We start from the raw sequence: 14,935 nt of genomic DNA, 5'->3' as shown, positions 1-14,935 counted from the left end.
CCGCCGACTAACCGGTGAGCACGATTAGTACTTACCGCGCTCACCGCGCTCACCGGTCGCCACCAACCGCTCATGCCCCTATGATCTGGGGGCATGAGCATTTTGATCTCCCCTCACGAGTTGAGTGAGAAGATTTACCGCGGTGACAAGACGACCATCCTCGCTTCCCTCTGGGCTCCAGGGGAAGGCGAGGCCTTCAATCTCTTTTCTTCCCTTCACATTCCAACCGCCCAGTACGCGGACGCCGCGTCAGCCTTCGTGGGCCTGCCCGGCTCCAAGGTGGGACGCAACCCACTCCCGCAGACCGAGAAGATTCAAGAGTGGATCGACCACTGGGGCCTGGAGAAGGACAGCGAAGTCGTTGTCTACGACGAAGGCCGCGGACTCTTCGCCGGCCGTGCGTGGTGGACGCTGCGCTGGGCGGGCATCCACAACGTCCGCATCCTCGACGGCGGCCTGTCCAACTGGCGCGCCCAGTCCCTGCCCACTCTTACCGGCCCGGGTAACTTGGGCATGCCTTCAGACTTTGAAGTGACCACGGGATCGATGCCCACGGCCACCATCGATGAGGTCAAGGAGCACAAGGGCCTGCTTCTCGACGTTCGCACGCGCAACCGCTTCGCCGGCCGCCGCGAGAACCTCGACTTGAAGGCCGGTCACATCCCGGGCGCGGTTAACCTTCCGGAGCGCCTCTTCCACACGCAGGACATCACCGTGTGGAAGTCCCAGGAAGAGATCCTGGAGATCCTCGACCAACACGGCGTGACCAAGGAAAACGTGGACGGCGCCATCATCTATTCCGGCTCCGGCAATCACTCCGCGCTCACCATCGCCGTGCTGGAACACGTGGGCTTTACCGGCCTGCGTCACTTCGTGGGCGGCTGGTCGCAGTGGTCAGCCAACCCGAAGAATCCGGTGGAGCGCGGCGACCGCGAGCACGTCTAGAATCCGCGCGTGACCAGCGCGTCAGCGCAGATCGAGCGCGCCGGGCGATTAGAGTCAGGCAGTGATGCCTTTCGTACTCTTATCCCTCGCCGCCCTCGCGCTCGCGGCTGGTCTCATCGTGCTCTGGCTGGACCAGCGCCAGCGCGCCACGCTCTCCGCCGACGAGAATGTCGCCGACGAACCTACCGCAGCGGCCGATACCGCTGCACCAGAACTCACCGCTGACTCCCCCTCAGAGCCCGCGCTCGCCGAGGAGCCTGCGCTCGACGAGGAACCTGAGCCTGCTCCAGAGCCCGATATCATCACCGAGCCGGAGCCAGAACCCGTGGCTGAGCCGGCAACCGAGCCAACTGCGGATGCCGCTGAAGAACCGGCCGCCGAGCCCATCGAGGAGCCATCCGCCGAATCGCAGGCTGCCGCACCCAGCTTCGCGGAGCGAGCAGAGCGCGCCAAGTACCTCGTGCCCGGCAGTGCCCGCCGTGAGCGCAAGGCCTTTGGCCAGCAGCGCGGCTGGGAATACCTCAAGCATGATTCCTACCTGGCGGATGAGTGGACCCGCGGCGCAGCCGCCCGCGGCCATGAGCCCCGTGACATCGTCGCCGGAACCGTCCGGGGGCACGAGACGCTGCTCTTCGATATGGGGGCCATCCCCGTCATGGCCATGCGCACCGGCGCGGCCTCCGACATCGTGGTGGATTTCCGCAGAGCAGGCGAGGAGATGGAGAACCTCTCCGAGGACCTGTTGTACGTGCGTGAGGAGGAAGGCTTCGAGGTCTTTGCCTCCGATGCTGGCGTGGGACGGCGCTTCATCGATGCCCGCGTGAGCACGGCGTTGAATCATCTACCCGCTGCGGTGACCGCCGTGTGGATGGAGGGGGAGTGGGCGCTTGCCCAGACCACTCGGCAGGCGCGCAGCGCCGAGTGGGAAGCGCTGCTCGAACCGCTGGCCACGCTCGCCGATTCAGCCCGCGTGCTCCCACCGCGCTCCGAGGCTGCTCAGGTGCTGCGCGTTGATGAGCTGGATCCTAGCCGCGATATCCCGGAGCCTCCGCAGCCGGAACCCACCGGGCCCACGGCGGTTCCGGACCGCGATGATTCCCTCGACGCCCCCACCATTCAGCGCCCCACCGAGCCGGTGGTCATGCCGAGCCGCACCACCAGCGAGGCTCGCGGCACCATCGACCACTCCAGCCTGGGTGCAGATGAAGTCGACGCGATTGCCGACGGCCACGAACGCCCCACCCACGAAAACAACCAGGCCCGCCTGCCGCGTCGCTTTGATGGCGGCTCCTCCATCTTCGACTAGTCGCAGGCAACCGTGCGGGAAGAGGGTAAACTACAGGGCGGATTTTTCACGGCGCAACAGCCACAGACTTTAAGGAGCGAGCGATGAGCCTGGATCAGCAGAAGAAGCAACGCCTAGCAGAACTGGTGAAGGAGCTGGCCGTCGTCCACGGCAAGGTCACGTTGTCCTCCGGCAAGGAGGCCGACTACTACGTGGACCTGCGTCGCGCCACCCTGCAGCACGAGGCCTCGCGCCTTATCGGCTCGCTGCTCCGCGAGCTCACCGCCGACTGGGACTACGCCGCTGCCGGTGGCCTGACTATGGGCGCGGACCCGGTCGGGTTGGCCATCATGCACGCCGATGGCCGCGCCATTGACGCCTTCGTTGTCCGCAAGGAAGCCAAGAAGCACGGTATGCAGCGCCAGATCGAAGGCTTCAACGTCGAAGGTCAGAAGGTGCTCGTTGTGGAGGACACCACCACGACCGGCAACTCGCCGCTGACCGCTGTGAAGGCGCTGCGCAAGGCTGGCGCCGAAGTCGTCGGCGTGGCGACCGTGGTGGATCGCAACACCGATGCCGGCGCAGCTATCGCCGCCGAGGGCCTGGAATACCGCTACCTGCTGGGCCTTGAGGATCTCGACCTTGCCTAAGCCCGAAGAAGAGGCGGAGGCCAAAGGTCCCACCGAGTGGAACGAGGGCCGCCACGGCGTTGGCCCCTGGGAAGGCCCGCTGCCCGAAGGTCCGGAAGCGGAGAAATACGATCCCGAGCTTCTCGCGGAGGGGGACCGCCGCAATGTCGTCGACGCCTACCGTTACTGGACGCGCGAGGCGATCCGGGAGGATATCGATAAGCGCCGGCACGCACTGCACATCGCCATCGAGAACTTCGAGAACGATGCCAACATCGGCACGGTGGTGCGCACCGCCAACGCCTTTGCCGTCGACACCGTCCACATCGTTGGCCGACGCCGCTGGAACCGGCGCGGCGCCATGGTCACCGACAGGTACCAGCACCTCATGCACCACGCGGACGTGAGCGAACTGATGGCCTGGGCGGCGGACCAGGAACTGACCGTCGTGGCCATCGATAACACCCCCGGGTGTGTCCCCCTAGAAACCGCGGAGCTGCCCGAGCGCTGCCTGCTCCTCTTCGGGCAGGAAGGTCCGGGGGTTAGCCCGGAGGCCCAGGATGCAGCAGTAATGACCTGCTCCATCGCGCAATTTGGGTCTACTCGCTCCATCAACGCGGGTGTGGCCGCGGGCATTGCCATGCATGCATGGATTCGGCAGCATGCGGATTTATCAAAAGCTTGGTGAGATCCCGCGCACTGTGTTTACATCTAGGTAACGAATTCACATTGTGAGAATGATGAGACAAAAGTGTTAGAGAAATGGTCCCACCGCGCCGACCTTGCGGAAACAGCCATCAATGAGCGCCACGCGCAAGCCGTGTGGGGCTTGCCCCGAACCAACCTTGCCGTGGTGAGTTGGCCACCCACCACCAAGGAATCACTCTTCGTCCACTGGCATTACTGGTGGCAGGCACACTACCTGGACTGTCTTGTCGACGCCGCCCTGCGCAAGAACACCAAGGCGCGCCGCACGCTCATCGCCAACACCATCCGCGGCGTCCACGTGCGCAACCTCCAGCCACTGACAAAGAACCGCTACTACGACGACAAGGCCTGGATGGCCCTGGCCATCGCCCGCGCTGGTGAGCTTAAGAAGATGCGCCCCCACAAGAAGCTGGGCAGCCTGCAGCACAACATCCGCGATGGTATCGACTCGCAGGTGGGCGTGCTGCCCTGGCGTGAGGGCGAGACCTTCCTCAATGTCCCCTCCAACGGGCCGGGTGCCATCATGCTGGCTCGCATGGGCCGGGTTGAGGAAGCTCGTCACATCGTGGACTGGATCTACGATCACCTCATCGATGACGATGGCTTCGTCATGGACGGCATCCGCATGCGTATGGATGGGCAGGAGATCGTCCGCAACATCCACCCCTACTGCCAGGGCGTGGTGCTTGGCGCCTGCTTGGAAATCGTGCTGGCGCTGCGGGAGAAGACCGGCTTGCGCTCCGTGGAGGATATCGATTCTGTCCACGAGGCCGAGCTCGCCGCGGACATGATGGATTACACCACGCGTATCCGTGGCCTTGTCCAAGCAGTGGCCACGGGCATGGCGACGTACACGGGAGTCATCGACTGGCAGACTGGCGACGGCGACGGGGGCCTGTTCAAGGGCATCCTCGCCCGCTACCTCGCGGACGTGGCGGTGCGCCTGCCGGGTGATTCCCCGGCGAACCGCGCGACGAAGAAGCTGGCCGCTCGCCTCGTGACGGCCTCGGCAGAATCCGTGTGGGAACACCGCCTAGAAGTGGACGGCCTGCCTATCTTCGGGTCCGATTGGACCGCGGATGCGAAGCTGCCTCATAACTACGGTTTCGGGCCCACGTCATTGAGCCAGAAGATGGGCATCATCCGCGTGGCTGAGCGTGATTTGTCCGTTCAGTTGTCCGGTTGGATGTTGTTGGAGGCCTGCACCCGGATTGTGAAGTACAAGTCAGAATCCAAATAAAAGCGGCATCGTCCCAGCTAGGCTGGCTGAAAATGCTCGTGCGCGGCGCGGTTTAAGTGAGGTCACACCTCATCTCGCGGCGGAAAACCACAATAACAGGCATACTTGGATGTTGGAACGTGTTGTTTCGCTGGTTTGTGAGACGGCACGGCTTACTGCACAGCAACTCCAAAGGATGGAATTTCATGCCTATTGCAACCCCTGAGGTTTATAACCAGATGCTGGATACCGCCAAGAAGGGCGGCTTCGCATTCCCGGCAATTAACTGCACCTCCTCCGAAACCATCAACGCCGCACTCCGCGGCTTCGCCGAGGCTGAGTCCGACGGCATCATCCAGTTCTCCACCGGCGGCGCCGAGTTCGGTTCCGGCCTGTCCGTGAAGAACAAGGTTGCCGGCGCCAAGGCACTGGCTGCCTTCGCTCACGAGGCTGCTAAGAACTACGGCATTAACGTTGCGCTGCACACTGACCACTGCCAGAAGGAAGTTCTGGATGAGTACGTGCGCCCGCTGATCGCCTTCTCCCAGGAGCGCGTTGACCGCGGCGAGCTTCCGCTCTTCCAGTCCCACATGTGGGATGGCTCCGCTATCCCGATCGATGAGAACCTTGTGATCGCTCAGGAGCTCCTCGAGAAGGCCCACAACGCCAACATCATCCTCGAGGTTGAGATTGGCGTCGTCGGCGGCGAAGAGGACGGCGTTCAGGCCAAGGCCGGCGCAAACCTCTACACCTCCCCGGAGGACTTCGAGAAGACCGTCGATGCCCTCGGCACCGGCGAGAAGGGCCGCTACCTGCTGGCCGCTACCTTCGGCAACGTCCACGGCGTGTACAAGCCGGGCAACGTGAAGCTGCGCCCGGAGGTCCTCGACGAGGGCCAGAAGGTTGCTGTGAAGAAGCTCGGCCTGGAAGAAGGCTCCCAGCCCTTCGACTTCGTCTTCCACGGCGGCTCCGGCTCCGAGAAGGAGAAGATCGAGGAGGCCCTGCGTTACGGCGTCATCAAGATGAACGTTGACACCGACACCCAGTACGCCTTCACCAACCCGGTTGCCCGCCACATGTTCGCTAACTACGACGGCGTCTTCAAGATCGACGGCGAGGTTGGCAACAAGAAGGTCTACGACCCGCGTTCCTACATGAAGAAGGCTGAGCAGGGCATGGCGGACCGCGTGGTTGAGGCCTGCACCGACCTGCACTCCGTGGGCAAGACCGTTTCTAAGTAATCTAATGCCCAGCTGACACCGGCCCCTCCTGGACGCCGCTGCTTAGCAGCCGCAGGCTCTAAGCTGCGTCAGCGCATGCCAACAAGCCACCCCTTGACCTCAAAGGGGTGGCTTTGTTCATCCAAAGCTGCCGCCAGAACGCGTAAAATACCGGAGTCATGGAAGCGCAAGAGTCATCGTCGAATTCGTCGAGTACCGTCAAGCGTGTTCGCAAGACCACCCGCGAGCAGTTGCGGTTGGTGGATAAGTCGCTCAAGGCGCGCCTCACGCGCATCCGCAACCGGCTCGTGTTCATGATTCAGTGCACGCTGGGCGCGGGTCTGGCCTTCTATGTTGCGCACGATTTCTTCGGCCACGAGCAGCCCTTCTTTGCCCCGATGGCCGTCATCATCATCCTTGGTCTATCGGGCAGTGACCGCCTCAAGCGCGCGGTCGACATGTCCATCGGCGGCATCGTGGGCGTGCTGGTGGGCACGCTGCTTGTCGACGCCCTCGGGACCGGCCCCATTCACATGACCATCATCATCGGCCTTGCCCTAGTGATCGGCTCCTTTGTCACGGGCTCGCAGATGGTGAGCAACCAAATCGTCATCGCTGCCATCCTTATCGCCACCATCCTTCCCCCGGAAGATATGGGTGGTCTCTCCCGCGCTGTTGACGCCATCATCGGTGCGGTCATTGGCATCACAATGATCGTGTTGATTCCCTCCTCGCCTTTGCGTGCGGGGCGCTCGGAAGTCTCGAAGGTCTTGGGTATTACCTCCCTGGTCCTCTCCGACGTGGCTAAGGGACTGGAAGAAAACGATCCCGAGACCATCACGGAGGCCCGCGATGCCGTGCGCGGCACGCAGGATGACATCAACAACATGCTCAACGCCACCAAGGGCGGCGCGGAAACCGCACGGTTATCACCCTTCCTGTGGAGCACGCAGCGCACCGTGCGCTCCCTGGAACGCATTCTCACTCCTGTTGACAACATGGTCCGCGGCACCCGCGTGCTCTCCCGCCGTGCACTCGTGCTCGCCGAGGACGGCGACCAGCCCACGGCCGAGCAAGTTGAGATCATCGATGAACTCGCTGACATCACGATGAAGCTCTCCGATCTCTATACCCACCAAACCGCGCGTGAGCGCCGCGTGGATGAGGCGCACGCCATTCCTGAGATAGTCAACCGCCTACGCCAGCTGGGGGCGCGCTGCTCGATGGACATCGCCGGCGAGGAAGCCGTACTCTCCGCCTATGCTGTGCTGGCACAGACGCGCTCCATCATCGTGGACCTGCTCATGGTGTGCGGCATGTCGCGCGAGTCAGCCGTGGCACAACTCGTGCCCACCTCCAAGCACCCGGCCTACCCGCCGGAGGTCTGGGAAGAGAACTAGGGCTGTACTTGCCTAGGGCCGCACTATCTGTAGGTCCCGCAGGTGGCGGTAGAACGTCACGCGCTTGACCGGCCGTTTTGCGCGGACTCCATCAACGCTGACGCTGAGCGAAGGCCCGCCAGCCTGTACCGCCCGGCCTTGCATGACGCTGGCGGGGTCGAGCTGCCCAGGTTGGGCAGGCTTGCGCAGGCGGGCGAGGAGCCCACGACGCGGCGCTTCGTCCGCTTCAAAACTGGTCACCGCCTTTGCCGCCACGATGCCCGGCGCATCCGTCATCGGCACGAGCTTTGCGCCGAAGACATCCTTCTCGCGGTCCGCGCGCAGCAGCACGGCATCGTCAACGATGATCTCACCAGTGATCTCCTCGTTCGACCACTCCGCAATCGTTGCCGAGCCCGCCACGGCGAGGCCCGCGTCATTGCGGATAAGCGGCGCCGGCTTGACGGGCGCGGTCATGGCAAAGGAGAGCGCCTCCTCCATCACTGCTCCATGGTCGCCGAGCCCCTGGCGGCCCTGGCCCGTTTCGCTAGCTTTTAAGCCCCAATTCATCGCCGCGGTGGAGTGCTCCCCGGTGGGAACGTAGCCCACCTCGGCCCACAGGTAGTCAGCCCGCATCATGCGGGTCAGCACGGCGCTAAGCGCAGCGTCGTTGCCAATGACCACAACGCGCAGCGTTTCGCTCAGGAACGGGGCCTGGGGTGCTGGCCCCGGTGCGCCGAGGTGGCTCACGTCTGGCTGCGCGGCAATCTCATCCAGCGATGGGGTGGGGTCCTCCGGAAGAATCTCGCTGGCCAGGGTGTCAATAGCCTTCAACTCCTGCCGGCTGGGAACCTCTGCGAAGCGGAAGTGCTCGATACGTATTCCATGCTGGGTGGCCCCAACCAGAGCGGTGGTGTGGGCGTTGGTGAGGTGGCCGCCGCAGTCTAAAAGCGCACAGATCATACAAGAAGCATAGAAGCGTTGGGAGAGCTTGGCTAAAAAGCACCTTCAGCAACGCACGAGCAGCGGAGCTTTCCCCAGAAAAGTAGTGCACATCACATTCTGCCAGTAGGCTCCAAGACAACGCCAAACTTTCTTAATACTCAACTCTTCCACTCAATTCTTCTTTGTCTAACAGCTGGAGGTAATCACCATGTCCGCCCGTATGACAACCCTTGCGCTTGTATCCGCCGCTGGTCTTGTGATGAGTTCGTGCAGCTTCATCGGCAGTTCCCTGACAGAAGCTGAGGAGCCTGGATTCACCGAGGCCGCCGCCGAGTCCGTGACGAGTTCTGCTACGACTACTTCTTCGACGGCCACGTCGACCTCCAGCAGCGCATCCTCCTCAAGCGCTAACGCTAACTGCGATGAGGATAAAGACCTCGAGGACACCGAACTTAGCAAGATCCTGGAGAATGAAGAAGCCTACGTGAAAGGTTCCACCGAGAAATTTGAGGACGTCAGCGTTGGTGAGGATGAATACGATCCCTGCAAATTCCTCAGCTACGTGGTGCTGGAAGGCGAGTTTGATGGGGAGGATGTCAAAGTCCCCGTCTTCTTCTCCAAGGGCGAACTTAAGGACGAGGATGCCCTTTACATCACGTCCTCTTCTTTAGAGGTAGAAGAGGATGGTGAAGGTTATACCTATGAGTCCAAGACCGATGGCGACATCGTCGGTGTCGAGGGCAAAGTAAACAAGCGCCCGGGTACCGAAGCCACGTCCATGGAAAACTCCTTTGATGGCGTGAACTCCGATATTTTCTTCATTGACGTGGATTCGGAACCGGCCGAGTCCGCGGATTTGGCTAAGGATGAAGAAGACCTCCGCGGCGAAGAGCTCTTCACCATCTCCGCCGATGGCTGGAACATGGTCTGCGGCATTATTGAGGATAACAACGCCATTGACTGTGCACATGGCGACGGCGGGACTTGGGCTATCAAGGGTGCCAAGACCCCAATGCCGGAGGGCATGGAATTCAACTTGGTGACCTTCCTGCCGCTAGAGGGCAGCACTGAGTTCACTCAGTATGACGACGAAATCCCTACTAACGGCACGAAGATTGAGGGTAACGGGCTCTACCGAATCGGCGTTGGTGACATTGAAGGCCAAATCGCTGTTGTTGATGACAGCATCATCGTCAGCACCCCAGACAAGTCGCGCCTGATGTTCACTAATGACACCATCTACTTCGATAACGAGGACTCTGGCGGCAACGATTCGGCCACCGAAACCGCCTAACCAATCACGTTCTGCACCCACTGCGGACTCTGCCAAGCCCCGCCAGAACAGCAAATCTTGATGACCATGTCACAAACTCACCGCTGCACCGTCATGGCGGGTAAAGTAGGTGCGTATTTGACTTCAATAAATAGGAAGTGACACCAAACATGGCAGCGATCGTCATCGTCGGCGCCCAGTGGGGCGATGAAGGCAAGGGTAAGGCCACCGACATCCTCGGTGGCAAAGTCGATTACGTGGTTAAACCCAACGGCGGTAACAATGCCGGCCACACCGTCGTGGTCGGCGGCGAGAAGTACGAGCTGAAGCTCCTTCCCGCCGGCATTCTTTCTGAAAACGCCACCCCGGTCCTGGGCAACGGCGTGGTGATTAACCTGGAGGCCCTCTTCGACGAGATCGATGGCCTCGAAGCCCGCGGCGCCAACGCTTCGCGCCTGCGGATTTCCGCCAACGCCCACCTCGTGGCGCCCTACCACCAGACCCTGGACCGTGTACAGGAGCGCTTCCTGGGCAAGCGCGCCATTGGCACCACCGGCCGTGGCATCGGCCCGGCTTATGCCGACAAGGTTGCACGCATCGGCATCCGCGTGCAGGACATCTTCGATGAGTCCATCCTGCGCCAGAAGGTCGAGTCCGCCCTGGACATTAAGAACCAGATGCTGGTGAAGATGTACAACCGCAAGGCCATCGAGCCGGAGCAGGTTGTGGATTACTTCCTGAGCTACCGTGAGCGCCTGCGCCCGATGGTTATTGAGGCCGAATTGGAGCTGAACCAGGCTCTGGATGAAGGCAAGCACGTCCTCATGGAGGGCGGCCAGGCCACCATGCTGGACGTTGACCACGGCACCTACCCGTTCGTGACCTCCTCGAACCCGACTGCCGGCGGCGCTGCTGTGGGCTCCGGTATTGGCCCGACGCGTATTACTACCTCCCTGGGCATCATCAAGGCCTACACCACCCGCGTCGGCGCTGGTCCTTTCCCCACGGAGCTCTTCGACAAGTGGGGCGAGTACCTGCAGACCACCGGCGGCGAAATCGGCGTCAACACCGGCCGCAAGCGCCGCTGCGGTTGGTATGACTCCGTCATTGCCCGCTACGCCACCCGCGTTAACGGCTTCACGGATTACTTCCTGACGAAGCTGGATGTGCTCACCGGTATCGGTGAGATCCCCATCTGCGTGGCCTATGACGTCGACGGCAAGCGCTACGATGAGATGCCGCTTACCCAGTCCGAGTTCCACCACGCCGAGCCCATCTTTGAGACTATGCCGGCTTGGGATGAGGACATCACTGACTGCAAGACTTTTGAGGACCTCCCGCAGAAGGCCCAGGATTACGTCTTGCGCCTGGAGGAACTCTCCGGCTGCCGCATCTCCTACATTGGTGTCGGCCCCGGCCGTGACCAGACCATTGTGCGTCACGACGTCATGCAAGACCAGTAAGGCGCCATCCAGTCAAAGGTAAACGAACCTTAGGAACCGCCTAACGGCGACGGCGCCGCGTAGTAACAGCGCAACAACCACCGCCCTGCTTCTCCCGCAGCATTGTGCACACGATCATCGGCATGCATGATGCTGGAAGGAGCGGGGCGGTTTGTGTTTCTTTGGCGGTATTTGCGCGCCAAGTACGCCCTGCTTGGCGACGCCTCGCGCATCCCCGCCTTCCACCGCCCTGTATAAAACAACCCCGTTAGGAGTACATTCCTGGGGTGAATGTTGCGAAAGTGGCGACGTGATCTATTTAACAATTACAGCCGCGTGTCGCAGTCGCATCGAAAAGGGCAGGTCAAACATGTGCTTTTTCTGGTCGGTGACAGAAAGCTCTGTTCATGAAATTTTCAGGCTGCCGTACGGTTTCTTTAATTCGTAAACGGGGCTAACATTAGATCCGAGTTTGTTCATAGACCTTTGGATCCTCTGACCTTCTTCCAAAGTGATAAGTGTGAGCTGCTCTCGGTTGCGTAAGCCGGTTAGTCCCTTACGCGGTCACGTATCCCTAGCGTGATCGATTCTTTCAAGTCTTAAGGAAAGGACTTCTTGGTATGAGCAAGAAGGAAATCAAGCGTACTGCTGTACGCCGTCGCGGCACTACCATTGCTGCCGCTGCACTCTCTATTGCTATGGTGGGCCCCTTTGTCCACTCGGTATCTCCGAACTTCCCGGTAGCTGCGGTTGCTGGCACCCCGGCCGAGGCCGGCCAGCCGAACGCCGCTGGCAATGGCGTCAAGTACCCGGGCAAGAATGCCGATGGCGTTTACCAGTCTGTGGTAGATGAGCAGCGGTACGAGTTTAGTGACCAGCCGATTAAGGTTGAGGGCGCCATCGAGTCTGGTGCTGAGCAGGGCACCAACGAATCTATCGAGGGCTACGTCATTCACCAGCGCGATGGTGACCTTTCGGTTTACCCGGGTACGCGCGACCCGTGGAAGCCGATTCCGATGGCTGGCGTGCGTGTCTATGCTCAGTGGACTGAGAAGGGTGGCGTTACTTCACCGGTATATACCACCACCACGCGTGAAGATGGTTACTACACCATCAACATGAAGCCGTTCAACAATGCGAAGGGCGAGGTCGTCAAGTTTGACGCAGACCCGAATGGCCCGCAGTACGAGAAGATTCGTGTGTGGGTGGATAACCCGGATACGGATAACTTCACCCAGCTTTATGGTTACAACTTCGGCCACATGGGCCCGAACGCCGCAACGATTGACACCCCGGGTGGCATGAGCTGGTATGTCGGTTCTGACCGCGTGGTCAACGCGCGTTTCGCGTTTGGTGAGAAGACCCGCCACGACATCATGCACCGTGATAAGGCTGATCAGAACCCGGTGGTTGGTAATGGCCCTGGTCAGATCAAAGGCAATCTATTCTGGCACCTGTACAATACGCAAGGCGCGTTCACGCCAAGCCTGATGAACAAGATGAACGGTGCGGACGTGCCGGCAACTGGTGTCAAGGTCTATGGCTCCTACCTGTCTGACTACGCGGTCAATGAGATCAAGACGAAGGCTGCCGAGGACCTTGGGTTTGATGAGATCCGTGGTCGTGGATGGACCAACCGTAATGAGACTGCGCTGCAGAACTGGATCAAGCGTAAGATGGCCGAAGAGGGCAAGGACAAGTGGATTGCCGAGACCTCTGAAGCCACTGTCGGCAGCGATGGTAACTACACGCTTCAGTTCAAGGGATCTTTTGGTCGCAACACCGGAGTCACCAACAACGTCGACCGTGGCTACGACGACAAGGCGCTTATCTACACCGACTTGGCGCGCGATAACGGTGCTGAGGTGACCTTCCCTGACGGTTCGAAGCACAATGCTTATAACCTGTTTGGCCAGGTTGCGCCTGCTGCAGACGTCGGTAGCTGGGAGAGGTCCGTTACTGGCCGTGGCATCAAGAACATTCCGAAGCACGTGAACTGGGACTGGCTGTTCTTCTCTACGGAAGAAACCGAGGGACTCGGTCAGTTCACGCCGTTCTACAACAACTCCTTCCTGCCGCGTAGCCAGTATGTGTTCAATGGTGAGGGCAAGTGGGCTGGTGGCATAGTCTATGGTGCTGGCGAGCATTACCTGCTGGAGAACCGCAACGTTATCTACTCGGACTACGTGGTCTTCGATGTGCTCGAGTACGATACCCGCCAGAACCCAGCGAAGCCGGGTGCGAAGGTTGAGACCAAGACTGGTGGGTTGCCGAACCAGTGGGTTGATGGCCTGCAGTACCAGATTGAGTGGGTCAACCAGGAGACCGGTGAGGTTGTCCACAAGTGTGCCCCTGAGGATCCGAAGGCAGGGAAGATTTCGTCGTGCCAGCTCGACACCACGGGTGTTAAGTCCACGACGACCTTCACGGCGTATCTTTACCCTGTCAACAAGGAGACTGGGGAGCGCGGTCAGGCGATTGCAGCAGACGCGTTTACGGTGCTGGTTGGTTGGCAGCCGCACTACGAGGAGACGAAGGTTGAACAGGTCGAGACTCCGGTGAACTCCAAGGCCCCGACCTTCGATAACACCGATACTGACGAAGTCGAGAATCTCACCGCAGATGAGTTGAAGGCGCAGGTCGCTGAGAAGGAAGTCACCGGTTACAAGCTTTCGGAAGGCTTCGAGCTCCCGGAGGGCTACAAGGCTGAGGTTGATCCCGCAACTGGTGAGGTCACTGTCACCTTCCCGAAAAACGCTCCATCTGGTGCAAGCCTTGACGTGCCGGTGACGGTCACCTACAAGGATAAGACCACTGCTACCGCCAACGCGCCTTTCGTACTTGGAACCACGGACCGCGATACTGACAAGCTTGAGCCGGAGTACAAGCCTGCTAATGGTCAGCCTGGCGAGAAAGCCATGGTTCCGGCCCCGGAGTTCAAGGAAGCCGACGAGAACGGTGAGCCGTCCGACAAGGGTGCTGAGAAGCCGGAAGGCACCGGGTTCAAGCTGGATGACAGCAAGACTCCGACGTACACCGATAAGGAGGGCAACCAGAAGGACCTCCCGACAGACAACAACAAGGTAACGGTTGACAAGAACACCGGTGAGATCACTGTTACGGTTCCGGAGGATGCTAAGCCAGGTACTGACATCACCGTTCCGGTAGTTGTGACCTACCCGGATGACTCCACGGATAAGGTCGATGCCACCGTCAAGGTCGGCGAGCCGGATGCTCCGGGGACGCCTGATACCAAGCAGAACGAGAGTTTCGAGCCTGGTTATGAGGATGGTTCTGGTAAGCCGGGCGACGACGTCAAGATTAAGAAGCCGACGTTTAAGGACGGCGACGGCAACGATACGACTCCGCCGGAGGGCACCGAGTTTGAAAAGGGCGAGGGCACTCTGGATGGTGTGACCGTTAACGAGGACGGTTCTATCGACGTTAAGATTCCGGAGAATGCGAAGCCTGGTGACAAGATCGAGGTTCCGGTTAAGGTGACTTACCCGGATGGTTCGACTGATGATGCCAAGGTCACCGTCACGGTTGAGCAGCCGGATGCTCCGGCAGCTGACGTGAAGGTCGATGCTATCCCGGATACTCGGGTGGCTCGTGGTGAGGAAGTATCTATCCCAATCGAGGCTACCGACGGTGCAGAGGTTTCCGTTACTGGTTTGCCTGAGTTCCTAAAGCTCAACGGTAACGTCATCGAGGGCACGGTCCCTGAGGATGCTGAGCTGAAGTCCTACGACATTGAGGTTAAGGCATCCAAGGATGGCAAGGATGCTTCGGACAAGTTCAAGCTCACTGTTGTTACCTCCATCTTGGTTGATTCTGATGGTGATGGTGTCTCTGATGAGCAGGAGGAAAAGGACGGTACGGATCCGAAC

The 14,935-nt window shown here is 60.4% G+C and carries 10 protein-coding genes; 9 read left to right on the top strand and 1 reads right to left on the bottom strand.

What is annotated here, in order from left to right; all coding sequences use genetic code 11:
• The first annotated feature begins 93 nt into the window (after nucleotides 1-93).
• The 7 genes from HMPREF2537_RS04225 (at nucleotide 94) to HMPREF2537_RS04195 (ending at nucleotide 7,406) form a co-directional block, all read left to right on the top strand.
• On the top strand, nucleotides 94-945 hold the full coding sequence (locus tag HMPREF2537_RS04225) for a sulfurtransferase (protein WP_070525786.1): 852 nt from the start codon (nucleotides 94-96) through the stop codon (nucleotides 943-945).
• Nucleotides 946-1,009: 64 nt separating this feature from the next.
• Entirely contained in the window at nucleotides 1,010-2,251 is a 1,242-nt protein-coding gene (locus HMPREF2537_RS04220) for a type III secretion system chaperone family protein (protein WP_070525785.1), read from the top strand.
• A gap of 83 nt (nucleotides 2,252-2,334) precedes the next feature.
• Nucleotides 2,335-2,880: an orotate phosphoribosyltransferase gene (gene pyrE / locus HMPREF2537_RS04215; RefSeq protein WP_070525783.1), complete on the top strand. Its 546-nt coding sequence runs from the start codon at nucleotides 2,335-2,337 to the stop codon at nucleotides 2,878-2,880.
• The gene (locus HMPREF2537_RS04210; protein WP_046647153.1) at nucleotides 2,873-3,547 is read left to right on the top strand and encodes a TrmH family RNA methyltransferase; all 675 of its coding nucleotides are present in this window, start codon (nucleotides 2,873-2,875) and stop codon (nucleotides 3,545-3,547) included. Before pyrE ends, HMPREF2537_RS04210 begins: the two co-directional genes overlap by 8 nt.
• A gap of 63 nt (nucleotides 3,548-3,610) precedes the next feature.
• On the top strand, nucleotides 3,611-4,807 hold the full coding sequence (locus HMPREF2537_RS04205) for a glycoside hydrolase family 76 protein (RefSeq protein ID WP_070525781.1): 1,197 nt from the start codon (nucleotides 3,611-3,613) through the stop codon (nucleotides 4,805-4,807).
• Nucleotides 4,808-4,992: 185 nt separating this feature from the next.
• Nucleotides 4,993-6,027, top strand: coding sequence for a class II fructose-bisphosphate aldolase (fbaA, locus tag HMPREF2537_RS04200; RefSeq protein WP_070525780.1), 1,035 nt, complete (start codon nucleotides 4,993-4,995; stop codon nucleotides 6,025-6,027).
• A gap of 158 nt (nucleotides 6,028-6,185) precedes the next feature.
• A complete protein-coding gene (locus tag HMPREF2537_RS04195) occupies nucleotides 6,186-7,406 on the top strand; it encodes an FUSC family protein (protein ID WP_070525778.1) in 1,221 nt (406 codons plus the stop codon).
• 12 nt (nucleotides 7,407-7,418) lie between these two features.
• Here HMPREF2537_RS04195 and HMPREF2537_RS04190 read toward each other — a convergent pair whose 3' ends face one another.
• Nucleotides 7,419-8,348, bottom strand: coding sequence for a hypothetical protein (locus HMPREF2537_RS04190; protein ID WP_070525776.1), 930 nt, complete (start codon nucleotides 8,346-8,348; stop codon nucleotides 7,419-7,421).
• Nucleotides 8,349-9,773: 1,425 nt separating this feature from the next.
• Between HMPREF2537_RS04190 and HMPREF2537_RS04180 the strand changes: the two genes are divergently transcribed.
• Complete coding sequence (locus HMPREF2537_RS04180) at nucleotides 9,774-11,066, top strand: adenylosuccinate synthase (RefSeq protein WP_070525772.1); 1,293 nt, start codon at nucleotides 9,774-9,776, stop codon at nucleotides 11,064-11,066.
• A gap of 599 nt (nucleotides 11,067-11,665) precedes the next feature.
• Nucleotides 11,666-14,935 (top strand): YPDG domain-containing protein (locus tag HMPREF2537_RS04175; protein WP_070525770.1); only part of this gene is annotated, 3,270 nt, incomplete at its 3' end.

Origin of the sequence: Corynebacterium sp. HMSC074E01 (genome assembly GCF_001808885.1) — a bacterium.
Classification (GTDB): Bacteria; Actinomycetota; Actinomycetes; order Mycobacteriales; family Mycobacteriaceae; genus Corynebacterium.
This window is presented reverse-complemented; position numbering and strand designations above follow the sequence as displayed.